Genomic DNA, 18,476 nt, shown 5'->3' on the forward strand with positions numbered 1-18,476 from the left:
ACCGGATCAGAAAACTTCATTGGACGTCCTGGCCGTACCGGCGTTCGACGACAACTACCTATGGATCATCCACGACGGGCGCTACGCTGCCGTGGTCGATCCCGGTGACGCCGTGCCTGTACTGGCCGCATTACAGGCCGAGGGCCTGACACTGGCCGCTATTCTACTGACTCATCATCACGCTGACCACGTCGGCGGCGTGGTCGAACTGGCAAGACAGGCCGCCAGCGATACATTCCCCATCATCCCGGTCTACGGGCCTGCCCGTGAGCAATCCCGCATCAAGGGGATGACAGTCCCGCTGCACGGGAATGACCAGGTGGATATTGCCGTGCTGGGCCTGCGTCTGGAAGTCATCGAAGTGCCCGGCCATACGATGGGCCATATCGCCTACCATGCGCCCGAGCAAGCCATGCTCTTCTGTGGCGACACCCTCTTTGCCGGTGGATGCGGCCGGCTCTTCGAAGGAACGCCGCAGCAGATGGTGGATTCGCTGAGCCGGCTGGCCAGCCTGCCGGGGCAGACCGCGGTCTACTGCGCTCATGAATACACGCTCTCCAACCTGAAATTTGCTGCTGAGGTGGAGCCCGGCAATGCCGAGCTGCACGCGCGGATCACCCGGGAGCGCGCGCGCCGGGAACGCGGAGAACCGACGGTGCCGACCAGCATCGCGCTGGAGCGCCAGACCAATCCCTTCCTGCGCGCAACCGAAAAGGAAATCCTGGATTCGTTACAGAAAGCAGGACGTTTGAAGGAGTTGGACGAAGTTAGCAGCTTCGCGGCACTGCGCGAATGGAAGAATAGCTACAAATAAGCCGATGTTATGCGCGACTTAGGGCCAATTCCCTGCCAAATCAAGGACTTGCCTTTGTAACAGCGCCAATTTTTACTTGACTGCGGAAAAGGGTCTTCCGTACACTCCTCCAATTCCCCAAATCGGGCGCCAGTGGTTTTACGTTTTTTTACGAACTGGTGTCCTCTACGCGCCACGCCGGGGAAACCCGCTGCTTCCGCCCTTGCATCAGCCTCGACCTGCACGCGCCCGCGACCGCATTCCGGTCGGCCGCAGACCAGAGGTGACGAGCTTCATCACAGCTCTGCCACGGAAGCGCCGCACGCTAACTTTTGCCTCTGGCACAGGATATCGCCCACATGCAGCGTACTTTGAAACAACTCGCCATTGCCGCCCTGTTCTGCGCTGGTGCCCCGCTGCTCTCCTACGCCAACGATATCTCGATCTACCCCGCCCCCTTCAATGCGATCAATCCCGAACTGGCTGGCAATGCCCTGCCGGGGATGAATGACATCGACATCTGGACGCGCATCCGCAAGGGCTTCGGGATTCCGGATCTGGACAATTCGCTGGTGGAGAGCCAGACCCAGTGGTACAGCTCCCGCCCTGACTACATCCAGCGCACCACGGTGCGCGCCTCGCGCTACCTGTTCCACGTCGTGCAGGAACTGGAAAAGCGCGGCATGCCCACCGAACTGGCGCTGCTGCCCTTCATCGAGTCGGCCTTCAATCCGGAAGCGCTGTCCACCGCCAAGGCAGCCGGCATGTGGCAGTTCATCCCCTCCACCGGGCGCGACTACAACCTCAAGCAGAACATGTTCACCGACGAGCGCCGCGATGTGCTGGCCTCGACGGACGCGGCGCTGACCTACCTGCAGAAGCTCTACGGCATGTTCGGCGACTGGCAGCTGGCGCTGGCGGCCTACAACTGGGGCGAAGGCTCGGTGCAGCGCGCCGTCAACCGCAACCTCGCGGCCGGCATGCCGATCGACTTCAATACACTGTCGGCGCAGATGCCCAACGAGACACGTAACTACGTGCCCAAGCTGCAGGCGGTCAAGAACATCATCGCCAACCCGGCTGCCTTCGACATCGCCCTGCCCAAGGTGGACAACCAGCCCTACTTCGTCACCATCGGCAAGACCCGCAACATCGACGTGAAGGTCGCGGCGCAACTGGCCGAGCTGTCGCTGGACGAGTTCAAGGCCTTGAACCCGCAATTCAACCGCCCGGTCATCATCGGCGGCGAAGACACCAAGATCCTGCTGCCGGAAAGCAATGCCGAGAAGTTCAAGGCCAACATGTCCAAGTGGACGCAGGCCTTCTCGACCTGGACCGCACACACCGTCTCCAGCGCGCGCGAGCGCATCGAGACCATCGCCAGCAAGTTCGGCACCACCCCGGAAGTGATCCGCAGCGTAAACCAGATCCCGCCGCGCATGGTCTTGAAGGCCGGCTCCACCATCCTGGTGCCCAAGACGGAAGAGACCGCCGCGCTCGATACCGACCTGACGCCCGAAATCGCCGACAACGCCCGCCTGGCCATCGCCCCGGACGTGCCGGAAACCCGCCGCATCTATGTGAAGGCCGGCAAGCGCGACACCCTGGCCGGGATCGCCAGCCGCTATCGCGTGACCGTGGCGCAGATCAAGGAATGGAATGGACTCAAGCGCGACACCCTGGCTGCTGGCCAGAGCCTGCAATTGCAGGTCCCCAATGTCGCCGGCCACGCCACTACGCGGGTAGCCTCCCATCATCGTGCCGCGCCGGCGCGCCGCCAGGTCGCCTCAGCCAAGGCGCCGGTGCGCAAGGCTGCGCCGGCCCCGGCGCGCAAGGTCGCCGGCAAGCCCTTGACGCTGGCCTCGGGCAACGACGCACGCAAGCAATAATCCGGAGGAAACCGGAGGAGACCCGGGCGGCCTGACCGCCCAACACAAGAAGACGCGCCTTAAGCACGGAAACAAGAACAACGATTGCAGTCTGCATGGACCCGAAGCCCCGGAGCTGATCCGGACTTCGGGTTTTCTTTTTGTCCTGCGGCCCGGGCGCGGTTCAGGGGGCCGCTTCGGCGTAGGTGGCAGCCGCCACCAGCCGGCGCGTGTATTCCTGCTGCGGTTGCTGCAGCACCTGGGCGGTGGCGCCGCTCTCGACCACCTTGCCATCCTTCATCACGATCACCTGGTGCGCCATGGCTTGCACCACGGCCAGGTCGTGGGTGATGAAGAGATAGGCCAGTCCATGCCGGCGCTGCAATTCGGCCAGCAGTTGCAGCACCTGCTGCTGCACAGTCACATCCAGCGCCGAGGTGGGCTCATCCAGCAGCAGCAGCTCGGGTTGCAGCACCAGCGCACGGGCGATGGCGATGCGCTGGCGCTGGCCGCCGGAGAATTCATGGGGATAACGTTCCAGCACGGCGGCGCTCAAGCCGACCTCTTCCAGCGCGGCGACGATGGCCTGGCGCTGCTGCTCGGCGCTTCTGTCGGGATGATGCAGCTCCAAGCCTTCGCCGACGATCTGCTCGACCGTACGGCGCGGCGAGAGCGAGGCGAACGGATCCTGGAACACCACCTGCATGCGCGAGCGCAAAGGCCGCAGCTCGCGCTGTGGGCGCTCGGAAATGGGCACGCCGTCGAAGCGGATGCTGCCCGCCACGCTGGCCGCTGACAGCCGCAGCAAGGCCATGCCCAGGGTGGACTTGCCGGAACCGGATTCACCGACGATGCCAAGGGTTTCGCCCCGGCGCAATTGCAGGTCGACGCCATCGACGGCATGGAAGGCGCGCTTGGCGAACCAGCCCTGCTTGATGTGATAGGTGCAGCGCAGCCTTTCTGCCTGCAAGACCACGGGCGCATCGGCTGCCACGTCGGCCGCATTGCGTTGCGGCCGGCTCTGCAACAGCTTGCGTGTGTAAGGCTGCTGCGGATTGGCGAACAGCTCGGCCACGCTGGCGCTTTCCACCAGCTTGCCCTTCTCCATCACGCCGACGCGGTCGGCGAAGTGGCGCACCAGGTTCAGGTCGTGCGAGATGATGAGCACGGCCATGTTCTCTTCGCGCTGCAACTGGTTCAGCAGCGCCAGGATCTGCACCTGGATGGTCACGTCCAGGGCCGTGGTCGGTTCGTCGGCGATCAGCAGCTTGGGCTTGCAGGCCAGGGCCATGGCGATCATGGCGCGCTGGCGCTGGCCGCCGGAGAGTTCATGTGGATAGGACAAGGCCCGGCGCGCCGGCTCGGGGATGCCGGTCTTTTCCAGCAGCGCCACGGCGCGCCGGGCGGCGTCACGGGCGTTGAGGCCTTCGTGATGCATCAGCACTTCGGCGATCTGGTTGCCGATGGTGAAGAGCGGGTTCAGCGCCGTCATCGGTTCCTGGAAGATCATCGCCACGTCGTTGCCGCGCACCTGCTGCATCTGGCGTTCACTCTTGGCCAGCACGTCCTGGCCGTCCAGCAGGATGCTGCCTTCGTAGCGGGCGTCCTGGTTGAGCTGCATCACGGCCAGTGAAGACACGGTCTTGCCTGAGCCGGATTCGCCCACCAGGGCGAACTTCTCCCCGGGTGCTATGGCAAAGCTCACGCGGTCCACCACCACGGTATCGCCGAAGCGCACCGTCAGGTTATTGACTTCCAGCAGCGCGGCGCTCATGCCTTCCTCCGTACATCCAGGGCATTGCGCAGGGCATTGCCGATATTGGTCAGCAGCAGCAGGGTCACGGTGAGGACCACGAAGGTGGACAAGGCGATCCACCAGGCATCGAGATTGTTCTTGCCCTGCGCCAGCAATTCACCCAGGCTGGGCGTGGACGGCGGCACGCCCAGGCCGAGGAAGTCCAGGCTGGTCAGCGCCAGGATGGCGGCGCTCATGCGGAATGGCAGGAAGGTCACCACCGTGGTCATGCTGTTGGGCAGGACGTGACGCCAGATGATGAGGCGATCCGGCAAGCCCATGGCGCGGGCCGCCTGGATGTATTCCAGGTTGCGGTTGCGCAGGAAATCGGCGCGCACGTAATCCGACAGGCTCATCCAGCCGAACAGCGACAGCAGCACCAGCAGCAGCCCCAGGCTGGGCTGGAAGATCGACGAGAAGATGATCAGCAGGTACAGCTCCGGCATGGAGCCCCAGATCTCCAGCAAGCGCTGGGTGAACAGATCGGTACGCCCGGCGAAGTAGCCCTGCACCGCCCCGGCGGCCACGCCCAGCACCACACCGATGAAGGTCAGCGCCATGCCGAACAGCACCGAGACGCGGAAGCCATAGAGCAGGCGCGCAAACACATCGCGGCCGCGGTCATCGGTGCCCAGCCAGTTCTCGCTGGAGGGGGCGGCCGGGTTGGGCTGCTTGGCGAAGTAGTTGAGAGTGTTGTAGCCGTAGCGATTGGGCGGATAGAGGACCCAGTTGCCGTCCTTGCGCAGTTGCGCCTGGATGAAGGGGTCGAGGTAGTCCGCCGGCGAATCGAAATCGCCGCCGAAGCTCTTGTCGGAATAATCCTGGACGATGGGGAAGATCAGCTTGCCCTGGTAGCGCGCCATCAGGGGCCGGTCATTGGAAATCAGTTCCGCGCCCAGGCTCAGCACGAACAGAAGGGAAAACAGCCACAGGCTCCAGTAGCCGGCACGGTCAGCGCAAAAGCGCAGCCAGATCCGGCGGCCGGGCGAGATCGAGGGGGCCGGGGAAGTGGTCGTGCTCATTTGGCCAGGCTTTCGAATTGGACGCGTGGATCGGCCCACACATAGCAAAGATCCCCCACCAGCTTGACCACCAGGCCGATGAGGGTGAACAGGTAGAGCGTTCCCATGACCACCGGGTAGTCGCGCCGGATCGCCGACTCATAGGCCAAGAGGCCCATGCCGTCCAGCGAGAACAGGGTCTCGATCAACAGGCTGCCGGCAAAGAAGGACGCGATGAAGGCCGAGGGGAAGCCGGTCACCAGGGGAATGAGCGCATTGCGGAACACGTGCTTGTACAGCACCCGGCGCTCGGAGAGGCCCTTGGCGCGCGCGGTGAGCACGTATTGCTTGCGGATTTCCTCGAGGAAGGTATTGCGGGTGAGCATGGTGATGACGGCGAAGGACCCGATCACGGAGGCCGTCACCGGCAAGGTGATGTGCCACAGGTAATCGGTGATCTTGCCCATCAGCGAGAGGCTTTCCCAGTTGTCCGAGGTCAGTCCGCGCAAGGGGAACCACTGCACGAAGCTGCCGCCGGCAAACAGCACCAGCAGGAACACGCCCAGCACGAAGCCCGGAATCGAATAACCGACCAGCACCAGCCCGGTGGTGGCCGTATCGAAGCGCGTACCCTCGCGCACCGCCTTGGCAATGCCCAGCGGCACCGAGATCAGGTAGCTCAACAGGAAAGTCCATAGTCCGATGCTGATGGAGACGGGCAGCTTGGATTTGACCAGCGTCCAGACATCGCCATGATGGTAGAAGCTCTTGCCCAGATCGAAGGTGAGGAAGCCCTTCAACATCGTCCAGAAGCGCTCCACCGGCGGCTTGTCGAAACCGTAGAGCTGCTTGATCTCGGCGATGCGCTGCTCGTCGATGCCCTGCCTGCCGCGATAGGCCGAGGCCCCGCTGGCGGCGCCGCCACCGGAGGCTTCACCACCGCCGCCACGCCCTTTCATCTCCAGCATGGCCTGTTCCACCGGGCCGCCCGGCACGAACTGGATCACCGCAAAGGTGATGGCCACCACGCCAAAGAGCGTGGGGATCATCAACAGCACCCGCTTCACTATGTAGGACCAGATATTCATGCCTGCCACCATCCTCGTTCAAGCCCGGCGCTGCCGGCCTTTGCCTTTGCCGTTGCCTCTGCCCTTGTATTGCAGCTCGTCGTCATCGTCCCTTCTCCTCCCACCAGGTGCTGATCACGTAGGGATCGGCCTGGTAATACAACGGCGCCACCTGGGGAATGCCGAAGCGGTTCTGGTAGGCGATGCGGTGCGTCGAGGAATACCAGTGCGGCACCACGATGTACTTGTGCAGCAGCACCCGGTCCAGGGCGCGCGCGGCGGCCGTCAGCTTGACGCGGGTGTCGGCCGCGATCACGGTCTGCACCAGCTGGTCCACCACCGGGTCCTTCAGGCCCCAGGCGTTGTTGGAGCCTTTTTCATCGGCTGCGCGGGAGCCGAACATGTCCAGCAGTTCATTGCCGGGACTGCTGGTATCGGGGAAGCGGATCGAGGTCATGTCGAAATCGAAATCTTCCATGCGCTTGGCCACCAGCGCGTAATCGGCGCTGCGCTGGACCACGTCGATGCCCAGCGTGCGCAGGTTGCGGGCGAACACGCTGATGACGCGCGACATCGAACTCTGGTCATCGAGGATTTCAAAGGATAGCGGCACGCCCTGGGCGTTGCGTACCGCGCCATCGCGATAGACCCAGCCTGCCTGCGCCAGCAGTTCGCGCGCCTGGCGCAGGTTGGCGCGCAGCGACGACGGGGGATTGGTCGACGGTGGCACCGGCGCCGGACCGAATACCGCCGGATCGATCTTCAGGCCCTTGGCCTGCAAGGACTTCAGCAGGGCCAGCTCATCGCCCTGCGGTTCGCCCGTGGCGGCCAGGTCGCTGTTGTTGAAGAAGGAATAGATGCGGGTGTACTGGCCGTAGAACAACTGGCGGTTCATCCATTCGTAATCCAGCGCCAGCCCGATGGCCTGGCGCACGCGTACGTCCTTGAACTGGTCGCGCCGCAGGTTCATCACGAAGCCCTGCATGCCGGCGCCGTTGGAGTGCTTGAATTCTTTCTTGATGATGCGGCCATCGCGGAATTGCGGGCCGGTATAACTGCGCGCCCAGTTCTTGGCGCTGTATTCCACCACCACATCGAACTCGCCAGCCTTGAAGGCTTCCAGCCGCGCCAGGTCATCCTTGTAGAAACGGTAGACGATGCGCTCGAAGTTGAACATGCCGCGTCGCGCCGGCACGTCCTTGCCCCAGTAATCAGGATTGCGCTTGTAGGTGATGCTGCGGCCAGTGTCGTAGCGTTCGATCAGATAGGGGCCGGTGCTGATGGGCGGGGTCAGCTGGATCTGGTCGAAGGGCGTGCCCTGCGCCCACTTCCGCGAAAACACCGGGACGCTGGCGACGATCAGCGGCAGCTCATGGTTGCTGCTGGCGAAGTCGAAACGCACCGTGGACGCATCCACCACCACGCAAGCCTTGACGTCGGCAAAGACCGACTTGTACTGCGGCGCGCCCTTGGCCATCAGGGTGTCGAAGGAATACTTCACGTCGGCGGCGCTGACCTTGTCGCCATTGTTGAAGCGCGCCTTGGGATTGAGGTGGAAGGTCATGGACATGCGATCCGGGGCCAGTTGCATGTCGTCGGCCAGCAAGCCATAGACGGTCGCCACCTCGTCACCGGAAGACACGGCCAGGGTCTCGAACATCAACTGGTCCAGCCCGGCCGCGGCAACGCCCTTCATCGACATGGGATTGAACTTGTCGAAACTGGTGCGACGGTCGGGATTGGCCAGGTAGAGCGTGCCGCGCCGGGGCGCGTCGGGGTTGACGTAGTCGAAATGGCTGAAGCCGGGACCGTAACGGGGCGTGTCGTACAGGGAAAAGGCGTGCTCGGCGCGAGCGGGGGCTGGGGCGTGGGCCAGCACCGTGGCCAGCAGGCAGGAAAGGAGAAACTTGTGCTTCTTCAGGGGCTTGACCATGCGTTTGTCTGTCTGCGCTCAAAGCGTTGATGTCATGGGGCAGGCAAAGCCATGCCTGCCAGCGGAAACGAGTCCGATCGGCGCATTGTAAAGAGTGGAACGATTACAGGGAAGCAATTAAAACGCCTGTGAAGGCGGGAGGAAGCATCCATGAAGTATCAATGCAGTATCAATGAATCCCCCGCCAAGCGCCGGCAAAGAGGCGGCCCATCCCGCCACCCTGCCCAGCCTGGCAGGGCGCAAAGGTTGCCGCGCCTGCCGCAAGCCCCTACAATCCGGGTCTGTCCCAGCCCGGCGACCGCCCCCTGCGCGGCGCCGCTAACATCACCGGCCGCGCCGCGCCTGCTTCTGCCCCGCAGAGAAGCGCACTACGCGGCGGACCACACGGAGTCAACATGGCATTTCTGCAAGGCAAAAAAATCCTGATCACCGGCTTGCTGTCCAACCGTTCCATTGCCTACGGCATCGCCCAGGCCTGCAAGCGCGAAGGCGCCGAACTGGCCTTCACCTATGTGGGTGAGCGCTTCAAGGACCGCATCACCAAGTTCGCCGAAGAATTCGACAGCAAGCTGGTCTTCGACTGCGACGTCGGCAGCGATGAGCAGATCAATGCCCTGTTCGCCGACCTGGGCAAGTCCTGGAGCCAGCTCGACGGTCTGGTCCACGCCATCGGCTTTGCGCCCTCCGAAGCGATTGCCGGCGATTTCCTGGAAGGCTTCTCGCGTGAAGGCTTCAAGATCGCCCACGACATCTCCGCCTACAGCTTCCCGGCCATGGCCAAGGCCGCCATGCCGCTGCTGTCGTCCAATGCAGCCCTGCTGACCCTGACCTACCTGGGCTCGGAACGCGTGGTCCCCAACTACAACACCATGGGCCTGGCCAAGGCTTCCCTGGAAGCTTCGGTGCGCTACCTGGCCGAATCGCTGGGCCCCAAGGGCGTGCGCGTCAATGGCGTCTCGGCCGGCCCCATCAAGACCCTGGCCGCCAGCGGCATCAAGGGCTTCGGCAAGATCCTGGGCGCCGTGGCCGCCACCGCCCCGCTGCGCCGTAATGTGACCATCGAAGACGTCGGCAATGCCTCGGCCTTCCTGCTCTCCGACCTGGCCTCGGGCATCACTGGCGAGATCACCTATGTGGATGGCGGCTTCTCCCGCGTTGTGGGTGGAATGGCTGAATAATCAAGCACCACCCACAATAAAGAGACAGTTTCTTGAAATAGCTTCGTGCTAATTTCGAGCTTTTCAGGTATGATTCGCCTTGTGCATTGCAATAACCAATGCGCAGGCGAATCGGACGTGAAATCTGTCCTGCAGAGTTTCCAGCCGTATCCGCCCAAGCAGCTTCGCAAGCCTTACCTGTCATAACGACAAGTTCCCAGTAAAAGCCCCCCGCCCCTGGCATCCCTTGATGATGCCGTCCCGGCGCAAAGCTTTTGTGCCGAAATTTCTTTGTATTTTTCATAGTCATTTCGTCGGTTGGCGTTGCTTTTTTTCGTTCAGGCACTCGATGCCCGGCGCGCTTGCGTGCGCCCGTCTCGTGCCTGGCGTTCACTTTCACGAAAGAGATTATGACTTTTGAAGCACTCGGCCTGAACCCTTCGATCATCAAAGCCCTGACCGAAGCAGGCTATACCTCCCCGACCCCGGTCCAGGAAAAAGCCATCCCCGCCGCCATCAGCGGCCAGGATCTGCTGGTGTCCTCGCAGACCGGCTCGGGCAAGACCGCCGCCTTCATGCTGCCTTCGCTGCACCAGCTGGCAGACCTGCCGCCGGCGCCGCAAGCAGCCCGTACCCCCAACCAGGAACGCCAGGCCAGCCGCGCCCGTGGCGAGCGTCCGCGTTACCAGCCGGCACAGCCGAAGATGCTGGTGCTGACCCCGACCCGCGAACTGGCCCTGCAAGTGACCACCGCCACCGACAAGTACGGCGCCTACATGCGCCGCGTGCGCGTGGTGTCCATCCTGGGCGGCATGCCGTATCCGAAGCAGATGCAACTGCTGTCGCGCAACCCGGAAATCCTGGTGGCGACCCCGGGCCGTCTGATCGACCATATGGAGTCCGGCAAGATCGATTTCTCGCAACTGCAGATCCTGGTGCTGGACGAAGCTGACCGCATGCTGGACATGGGCTTCATCGACGACATCGAAAAGATCGTCGCCGCCACCCCGGCGACCCGCCAGACCATGCTGTTCTCGGCCACGCTGGACGGCGTGGTTGGCAACATGGCCAAGCGCATCACCAACAATCCGCTGACCATCCAGATCGCCAGCTCGTCGACCCGTCATGAAAACATCATGCAGCGCGTGCACTTCGTGGATGACCTGTCGCACAAGAATCGCCTTCTGGATCATCTGCTGCGCGACACCAGCATCGACCAGGCCGTGATCTTCACCGCCACCAAGCGTGACGCCGACACCATCGCCGATCGCCTCAACATCGCCGGTTTCGCTGCTGCCGCACTGCATGGCGACATGCACCAGGGCGCCCGCAACCGTACCTTGAACAGCCTGCGCCGCGGCCAGGTGCGCATGCTGGTGGCCACCGACGTGGCTGCCCGCGGCATCGACGTGCCGGGCATCACCCACGTGTTCAACTACGACCTGCCCAAGTTCGCTGAAGACTACGTCCACCGCATCGGCCGTACCGGCCGTGCCGGCCGCAATGGCGTGGCGATCTCGCTGGTGAACCACGCCGAAGGCATGCAGGTCAAGCGCATCGAGCGCTTCACCAAGCAGACCATTCCGGTCGATGTGGTCGAAGGTTTCGAGCCGAAGAAGTCGGCTGCTCCGCGCAGCCCGCGCAAGCCGGGCGGCTGGCGTCCGGGTGATGGCCGCAGCAACAACGGCCCGCGTTACGGCGCCGGCAACCGCGAAGGTGGCGGTCATCGCGAAGGTGGTTTCGGCGGCAATCGTGAAGGTGGCCATCGCGAAGGCGGTTTCGGCGGTAATCGTGAAGGCGGCTACAACCGCGAAGGCCGCAGCTTCGGCGGCGCCAAGCCGGGCAACGGCCCGCGTCGCGAGGGTGGCGGCGGTGGCGGCTACAAGGGCAATGGCGGCGGTTTCCGCGCCGACGGTCCGCGCCGCTCCTACGGCGATCGTTGATCGCTGGACGCTGTCCTGATGTTGAAAAGCCGCTTCCTCGGAAGCGGCTTTTTCTTGGGCGGGATCATCGACATCTGATCATGCCAGCAGCCAATGACCATTGCGCTTGATTTCGTCATGCATGGCGTCGGGTGCAAGATCCAACTCGCCGGGCCAGGTCACTACACCTTCGATCAAGCGGACCTGGTTGAACTGGGCCTGATCCTTCAAGGATGCAAAGACTCCCCTAAAAAAGCTTGGGAGAAAGCTGACCCGACCTTCCACCCCATCCCTGAAGCGAACCTGCAACGCATATTCACCGCAAAGTTTGACTTCCACTACGTCCCATTGCATGGCGGATGCCCCTCAGGTAAATCGGTTCAATCCGATTTGGCTTATTCCCTCCCGCGGGCCATTTTACAAGCATCGCGGAGCGACTGCGATTCCCTCCAGCCGCAGAACGAACTCAAGCGGAACACTGCCCTCCCTGCCCCGCCTGCAAAGCTCGCACGTTATCGGCAATGGCCTGCACCGCCTGTCCCACCGCCTTCTGCGTGGCGGCCACTACATCCGCATTGGCGCTGCCTGCCACGCGCTCGACCACCGTCAGACGGCAAGCCGCGCTGCGGCGGTCGTCGGAGCGGGTGATGGTCCAGCCGAAGCTGGCCTGGACCTGGCCATTGCGCATGGCGTCGAAATCGCGCAGTTCGACGTTGATGCGATAGCTGGGCTGGTCCGCCGGACGCCCGCCGCGCGAGACATCGATGGCGCCCAGCCTGGCCGCCACCCCCGCCGCCAGTGCATCGCGCAACTCATTGTTGAAGGGCGAGGACCAGCGCTCCTGCTCCAGCACATCCACCCGCGTGGCATCGCTGCGCACCACCAGCTGCGGTCGCGCCAAGCGCTCGGGCACAGCCACCGGCATGACTTCGATGAAGGTCTGCGGCCCCTGGGCGGCGCTGCGTGCGGTCGCGCCTGCGTCGGTGGGGGCGGCCAGGGTGTAGAACTGCGTGGGCGGGGTGCTGCCGCAGGCGGTCAGCAGGCCAGCGGCCAGCGCCGCTGCGCCCAGGGTCTTGAGGGAAAGGCTCTTCATGGCTTGCATCATGGCTCCTGTTTGCCCCGGATCAGCGATTCCGGATGCTGTTGCAGGTAATCGGTGAGGATACGGATCGAGGCCGCGGCCTTGGACAGTTCCTGCATGGTCTGGCGGATGTCCTGCTGCAGCGGTGCGTCGTCCGACAGCGTGCGCTCGGCTGCATTGAGGGTCTTGCGGGCATCCTTCATGGCCGCCTGCATCTCGGGCGCGATATCGTTGTTGATGCGCGCAGCGGTCTGCTCTGCGGTGGACAAGGTCTTGTTCAAGGTCTTCAGCGTAGTCTGCAGATCACGGCCGATCTCGTCGAAGGGCACCTTGGAAAGCTTGCCGGCGATATCCGAGAGCTGCTGCTGCAATTCATCCAGGCTGCCCGGGATGGTGGGCAGTTCCAGCGGCGTCTTGTCTGGATCGATCTGGGCCGGCTTGGCCTTGGGGAAGAAATCGATCGCTACATACAGCTGGCCGGTCAGCAGGTTGCCGTTGCGCAGCTGGGCGCGCAGGCCGCGCTTGACCAGCGTGCGCAGCAGATGCGCATTGGAACGGCGTTGCTCGCCGGTCTCTTCCTGGAAGCGGCGGCCCAGGCGCTCGGGATAGATCTGCACCACCACCGGCATGCGGAATTCGCCGCGCGCCTTGTCATACTCGACGCCAATGCTCTTGACCTCGCCCAGCACCACGCCGCGGAAGTCCACCGTAGCGCCCGGCTGCAGGCCGCGCAGGGACTGGTCGAAATACAGCAGCGCAGTCTGCGGCACGCCGTCGGGCTCCTTCATGGCGGCGCTTTCATCTTCCACCAGCGCATACTCGGCGCCTTCCTTGGCGGGTGCGCTCACGCGGTCCTCATCACGGTCACGGAAGGCGATGCCGCCCAGCACCACGGTCGCCAGCGCCTGGGTGTGCAGCTTGAAGCCGCTGGCGTTGAGCTCCATGTCGAAGCCGCTGGCATGCCAGAAGCGCGAAGTCTGGGTGACGAACTTGTCATAGGGCGCATTGACGAAGATGCGCAAGGTCACGCCACGACCATCGGCATCGAGGTCGTAGGCCACCACCTGGCCCACCTTGATGCGGCGATAGAAGATGGGCGAGCCGATGTCCAGTGAACCCAGATCATTGGTATGCAGCACGAACTGGCGGCCGGAAGCGTCGCGTGTGACGATGGGTGGCTGTTCCAGGCCGACGAAGCTCTTCTTGCTCTGCTCGGAGGCGCCAGGATCAGCGCCGATATAAGCGCCCGACAGCAGCGTGCCCAGTCCCGAAATGCCCGAGGCTGCAATGCGCGGACGCACCACCCAGTAGCGCGTGTCTTCGGCATCGAAACCGGCGGCTTCCTTGTTGAGCTGGATGCCCACCAGCACGTGCGAACGGTCCGGGGCGAGTTTCAGGGTCTGCACCTGGCCGATTTCCACATCCTTGTACTTGACCCGCGTCTTGCCCGCCTCCAGCCCTTCGGCGGAGCGGAAGGTCACCGTGACCAGGGGGCCGCGATCGATCAGGATCTTGGCTACCAGCGAGAGGCCGACCACAGCGGCGATGATGGGAATGAGCCACACCAGCGATGGCAGCCAGTTGCGCTGGCGCGTGCGGCGGGGCTGCAGCAGCGCCGGCTTGTCCTCGGGGGTGTCAGGTGGAGTCATGCGGGTTCCTGTTTCTTGTTGGCAGGGGGAGTCGGGTCGGCATCGTCCCAGATCAGGCGTGGATCGAAGGCCAGCGAAGCCAGCATGGTCAGCACCACCACCGCACCGAAGGCGGCGATGCCGATGCCGGCGTGGATATTGGCAAAACCATGGATCTTGACCAGCCCGGTCAGCACCGAGACCACGAAGACGTCCAGCATGGACCAGCGGCCGATGGCCTCGACCAGGCGATACAGCTTGGCGCGTTGCAGGCGCTGCCAGCGGCTGCGGCGGCGCGCCGAGAACACCAGGATGCCCAGCGCCACCAGCTTGAACAGCGGCACCAGGAAGCTGGCCACGAAGACCACCAGCGCCAGGCCCCATTCGCCCGAGGTCCAGAAATAGATGACGCCGGAGAGGATGGTGTCGCGCTGCTCGTCGAAGAGCGTGCGGGTGACCATCACCGGCATCAGGTTGGCCGGGATGTACATGATGCAGGCCGCGATCAGCAGCGCCCAGGTGCGGGTCAGGCTGTCGATCTTGCGTACGTGCAGTGGCGCGTGGCAGACGCCGCAGCGTTCACCGGCCTGCGCATCCTGCCAGACCGTGCCGCAGTGATGACAACCGATCACGTCCAGCGACGCGGCCTGCTGCACCGGCAGGTCTTGCGCGCCGTCCTCGGCCAGGCCGGCGGAGGTGGCGGCGGAGGTGGATGCAGGGCGGCTCACGGACGGACCTCGCCGCTGCCCTGGTGCTGCTCCCACAGATGCCAGAGATAGCGCGGGTTGAACGACACCACCACCGTCAGCAGCACGGTCAGGCCGCCGAAGGACCACAGCGCCGGGCCGGGAATGACCTCGGCGATATTGGAGAGCTTGATCAGCGCCACCAGGATGCCCAGCATGAAGACTTCGATCATGCCCCAGGGGCGCGCGACCTGCATCAGCCGCAGCAACAGCACGAAGCCGGGCGGGCGCTGGCGGCGCGAACCCGGCATGAGCAGATAGAGCAGCACGAAGAGCTGGATCATGGGAAACAGCAAGGTCGTGGCCAGCACCAGCAGCGCCACTTCCGACATGCCGTCGCGGGTGAGCGCTACCACCGCACCCATCAGCGTGGTATCGGCCGACAGGCCCTGCAGCTCGATGGTCACGATGGGAAACACATTGGCGATCACGAACAGGATCAGCGCGCCGATGGTCAGCGGCAGCAGGTGCTCCAGCCTGCGTCCGGTGTCGCGCTCGAGCTCGGCGTGGCAGCGCAGGCAGCGGGCCACCTCGCGCTGGCCCAAGGTGGGGCGCTGGTAGACGGCGTCGCATTCTTCGCAAACGATCAGGTCCGGACGTTTCTGCATGGATGAGGATGGCTGGAGGCGCAGGGCGCTCTGCGGTTCGCTGTGGTTTTATGTTGTGTTGTGATGACCCGGCAAGACCGCAACGGCCATTGCCGGGCTTCGGTTGGAGCGCATTCTCTGGCCGGCGTTCCATCACGACAGGCCCTGTGCGGCGGCCGGACGCAAAATAAATGACTCACTGGTTATTAATTAGCAGCGATTGTAGCAACAAATTGCCGGGACTCTGGCAGAGTTTTATCTGGCTTTTCCTTCGCCCGGCCAGATAGCGCTTGACAAGATCGCCGTCGATCTTCTACATTGAACAGATGACTTCCGCAGCAACATTCTCCCTACGCCACAACAGCGCCAGCGCCCTGCTAGCGTTGCTACCGGTGTCGCTACTACTAGCCTCGCGCTAAAATCCGTATTTCCTGCCGTACCCGCTGATTCCACGCGATCCGGCAAACCCAATCAAATCCAGCAGCACCGGCAGTAAAACCAGGCAGTGACGCGCCAGCCGTACCGAGCCGACGTCGCAGCCCTATCAGGCGAAGCGATCATGCATTCGAAGACCAGCACAATCCGCACTCCGCGCCGGCAGCCATGCCAGCCAGCCCGCGCGCGGCGGGAGACGCCGCCTCTGGCTCTATGACGGGTTGTCTGGCCACGCGCCCGTGGCAGCCAGGCAACCCGATCCGCCACATCTGACGCACTCAAGCATTGCAGCAAGTCCAGCATCCCAGCAAATCCGAAGACTAAGAGGTCCATCATGATGTTAAGCAACCCCGCCGCCAAATACCGTCCCTTCCCGGCCATTGACCTGCCCGACCGCACCTGGCCCAGCAAGGTCATCAACACCCCGCCGATCTGGATGAGCACCGACCTGCGCGATGGCAACCAGGCCCTGATCGAACCGATGAACGCCGAACGCAAGCTGCGCTTCTTCGAACTGCTGCTGAAAACCGGCCTGAAAGAAATCGAAGTGGGCTTCCCCTCGGCCTCGCAGACCGACTTCGATTTCGTGCGCAAGCTCATCGTCGAGAACCGCATTCCCGATGACGTGACCATCATCGTGCTGACCCAGTCGCGTGAGGAACTGATCCGCCGCACCATCGAATCGCTGGAAGGCGCCAAGAAGGCCATCGTCCACCTGTACAACTCGGTGGCTCCGGCCTTCCGCAAGATCGTCTTCAACATGTCGCGTGAAGAGATCAAGAACATCGCCGTCACCGGCACCCGCCTGGTCAAGGAACTGACCGATGCGCGTCCTGGCACCGAATGGCGCTTCGAATACTCGCCCGAATCCTTCAGCACCACCGAACTGGATTTCTCCAAGGAAATCTGCGACGCCGTCTGCGAAACCTGGGGCGCCAGCCCGGAACGCAAGGTGATCCTGAACCTGCCCTCCACCGTCGAATGCGCCACGCCCAACGTCTATGCCGACCAGATCGAATGGATGTGCCGCAACCTGAAGGATCGCGCCAGCACCATCATCTCGGTACACCCGCACAATGACCGCGGCACCGCCGTGGCCTCGGCCGAACTGGCCGTCATGGCCGGCGCCGACCGCGTCGAAGGCTGCCTGTTCGGCAATGGCGAACGCACCGGCAACGTCGACCTGGTCACGCTGGCGCTGAACCTGTACACCCAGGGCGTGAACCCGGGCCTGGACTTCTCCGACATCGACGTGGTGCGCCAGGTGGTGGAAGAATGCAACCAGATCCCGGTGCACCCGCGCCATCCGTATGTGGGCGACCTGGTCTTCACCGCCTTCTCCGGCTCGCACCAGGATGCGATCAAGAAGGGCTTCGCCAAGCAGCAGCCCGACGCCATCTGGGAAGTGCCCTACCTGCCGATCGACCCGGCCGACCTGGGCCGCAGCTATGACGCCGTCATCCGCGTCAACAGCCAGTCCGGCAAGGGCGGCATGGCCTACCTGCTGGAACAGGAATACGGCCTGGCCCTGCCGCGCCGCCTGCAGATCGAGTTCTCGCGCGCCATCCAGCGCGAGGCTGACGCCACCGGCAAGGAAATCGCCGCCTCCGACATCCACGCCATCTTCCAGCGTGAATACCTGGAGCGCGTGGAGCCGTATGTCTACCGTGCGCATCGCATGTCCGAAGACAGCTCCAAGGCCGAGTCCATCAACATCGAAGTCGATATCGTGCGCAATGGCCAGCCGGTGACCGTGCGCGGCAGCGGCAACGGCCCCATCGATGCCTTCGTGCATGCCCTGGGCCTGGACATCAAGCTGATGGACTTCCATGAACACGCCATCGGCGCCGGCGCCGACGCCAAGGCCGCCAGCTACATCGAGCTGCGCCTGAACGAAGCGCCGACCGGTTTCGGCGTGGGCATCGACGCCAACATCGTTACCGCATCCTTCAAGGCCGTGCTGTCTGCCGTGAACCGTCAGATCGCCATCAGCGAGAGCGCCAACCAGGCCGGCTCTTCGCAAGCCAAGGCTGCCTGAAAACGGAACATCGCCGGCGATCCCGGCATGCTTCCCTGAGCGCAACGCCGGCCTACAGGCCGGCGTTGTTTCGTTCTGCCCCCCTTTCTCGTTTTGCATTTCGCAACAGTTCACCCTCGCCTGCTTGCCGCTCTGCTGGGCTGGCCGATCTTTCCCGAGGTCAACGGGCCGCACCCTCAGCGCCGATGGCAGTACGCGCATCATCTTCCTGATCATCAGCGTGGCGGCCTTTTGTCGCATCGCTGCCACGTTGTCGCTTAGCAATGCCTATCTGCTCCAGCTCTCGGCGCTGTGCTGGGCGCTGGCCTTCCTGCTGTTCGTGGCGCGCTATGGTGCATGGCTGCTGCGCCCGCGCCTGCGCTGAAAAGACTACGTTTTCCCTGCGCCCCGCCTCGCCAATCGCGGGGCATTTTTTTTGGGCCGCG

General features: G+C 63.6%; 15 protein-coding genes. 6 read left to right on the forward strand and 9 right to left on the reverse strand.

Annotated features, from left to right (window positions below):
* Positions 1-19 precede the first annotated feature (19 nt).
* Complete coding sequence (gene gloB, locus ACP92_RS17070) at positions 20-814, forward strand: hydroxyacylglutathione hydrolase (protein WP_013235362.1); 795 nt, start codon at positions 20-22, stop codon at positions 812-814.
* Positions 815-1,152: 338 nt separating this feature from the next.
* Complete coding sequence (locus ACP92_RS17075) at positions 1,153-2,682, forward strand: transglycosylase SLT domain-containing protein (RefSeq protein WP_013235363.1); 1,530 nt, start codon at positions 1,153-1,155, stop codon at positions 2,680-2,682.
* Between the two features lie 163 nt (positions 2,683-2,845).
* Here ACP92_RS17075 and ACP92_RS17080 read toward each other — a convergent pair whose 3' ends face one another.
* From ACP92_RS17080 to ACP92_RS17095, 4 genes are all read right to left on the reverse strand, one after another.
* Complete coding sequence (locus ACP92_RS17080) at positions 2,846-4,435, reverse strand: ABC transporter ATP-binding protein (RefSeq protein ID WP_013235364.1); 1,590 nt, start codon at positions 4,433-4,435, stop codon at positions 2,846-2,848.
* Entirely contained in the window at positions 4,432-5,478 is a 1,047-nt protein-coding gene (locus ACP92_RS17085; RefSeq protein ID WP_013235365.1) for an ABC transporter permease, read from the reverse strand. The genes ACP92_RS17080 and ACP92_RS17085 overlap by 4 nt, the downstream gene beginning before the upstream one ends.
* Complete coding sequence (locus tag ACP92_RS17090; protein ID WP_013235366.1) at positions 5,475-6,545, reverse strand: microcin C ABC transporter permease YejB; 1,071 nt, start codon at positions 6,543-6,545, stop codon at positions 5,475-5,477. Before ACP92_RS17090 ends, ACP92_RS17085 begins: the two co-directional genes overlap by 4 nt.
* Before the next feature lie 82 nt (positions 6,546-6,627).
* Positions 6,628-8,457, reverse strand: a complete 1,830-nt coding sequence (locus ACP92_RS17095) for an extracellular solute-binding protein (protein WP_013235367.1) — start codon at positions 8,455-8,457, stop codon at positions 6,628-6,630.
* A 395-nt stretch (positions 8,458-8,852) separates the two neighbouring features.
* On the opposite strand from ACP92_RS17095, the gene fabI reads away from it, so the two are divergent.
* Positions 8,853-9,635 (forward strand): enoyl-ACP reductase FabI, encoded by a 783-nt coding sequence (gene fabI, locus ACP92_RS17100; RefSeq protein ID WP_013235368.1) that lies wholly within the window; start codon positions 8,853-8,855, stop codon positions 9,633-9,635.
* A gap of 389 nt (positions 9,636-10,024) precedes the next feature.
* Positions 10,025-11,557, forward strand: coding sequence for a DEAD/DEAH box helicase (locus ACP92_RS17105; RefSeq protein WP_013235369.1), 1,533 nt, complete (start codon positions 10,025-10,027; stop codon positions 11,555-11,557).
* A gap of 78 nt (positions 11,558-11,635) precedes the next feature.
* Here ACP92_RS17105 and ACP92_RS17110 read toward each other — a convergent pair whose 3' ends face one another.
* The 5 genes from ACP92_RS17110 to ACP92_RS17130 form a co-directional block, all read right to left on the reverse strand.
* Positions 11,636-11,890, reverse strand: coding sequence for a DUF2442 domain-containing protein (locus ACP92_RS17110; protein WP_013235370.1), 255 nt, complete (start codon positions 11,888-11,890; stop codon positions 11,636-11,638).
* 112 nt (positions 11,891-12,002) lie between these two features.
* Entirely contained in the window at positions 12,003-12,638 is a 636-nt protein-coding gene (locus ACP92_RS17115; protein WP_232284946.1) for a PqiC family protein, read from the reverse strand.
* Positions 12,638-14,266 carry a PqiB family protein gene (locus ACP92_RS17120; RefSeq protein ID WP_013235372.1) on the reverse strand — a complete coding sequence of 543 codons (1,629 nt, stop codon included), beginning with the start codon at positions 14,264-14,266 and terminating at the stop codon, positions 12,638-12,640. Before ACP92_RS17120 ends, ACP92_RS17115 begins: the two co-directional genes overlap by 1 nt.
* On the reverse strand, positions 14,263-14,973 hold the full coding sequence (locus ACP92_RS17125; protein ID WP_013235373.1) for a paraquat-inducible protein A: 711 nt from the start codon (positions 14,971-14,973) through the stop codon (positions 14,263-14,265). The genes ACP92_RS17120 and ACP92_RS17125 overlap by 4 nt, the downstream gene beginning before the upstream one ends.
* On the reverse strand, positions 14,970-15,599 hold the full coding sequence (locus ACP92_RS17130; RefSeq protein WP_013235374.1) for a paraquat-inducible protein A: 630 nt from the start codon (positions 15,597-15,599) through the stop codon (positions 14,970-14,972). The genes ACP92_RS17125 and ACP92_RS17130 overlap by 4 nt, the downstream gene beginning before the upstream one ends.
* Before the next feature lie 748 nt (positions 15,600-16,347).
* Here ACP92_RS17130 and leuA point away from each other — a divergent pair.
* On the forward strand, positions 16,348-18,051 hold the full coding sequence (gene leuA / locus ACP92_RS17135; protein WP_013235376.1) for a 2-isopropylmalate synthase: 1,704 nt from the start codon (positions 16,348-16,350) through the stop codon (positions 18,049-18,051).
* A 124-nt stretch (positions 18,052-18,175) separates the two neighbouring features.
* Complete coding sequence (locus ACP92_RS25245) at positions 18,176-18,415, forward strand: NnrS family protein (RefSeq protein WP_013235377.1); 240 nt, start codon at positions 18,176-18,178, stop codon at positions 18,413-18,415.
* The last annotated feature ends 61 nt before the right edge of the window (positions 18,416-18,476 follow it).

Origin of the sequence: Herbaspirillum seropedicae, from assembly GCF_001040945.1 — a bacterium.
Classification (GTDB): Bacteria; Pseudomonadota; Gammaproteobacteria; order Burkholderiales; family Burkholderiaceae_D; genus Herbaspirillum; species Herbaspirillum seropedicae.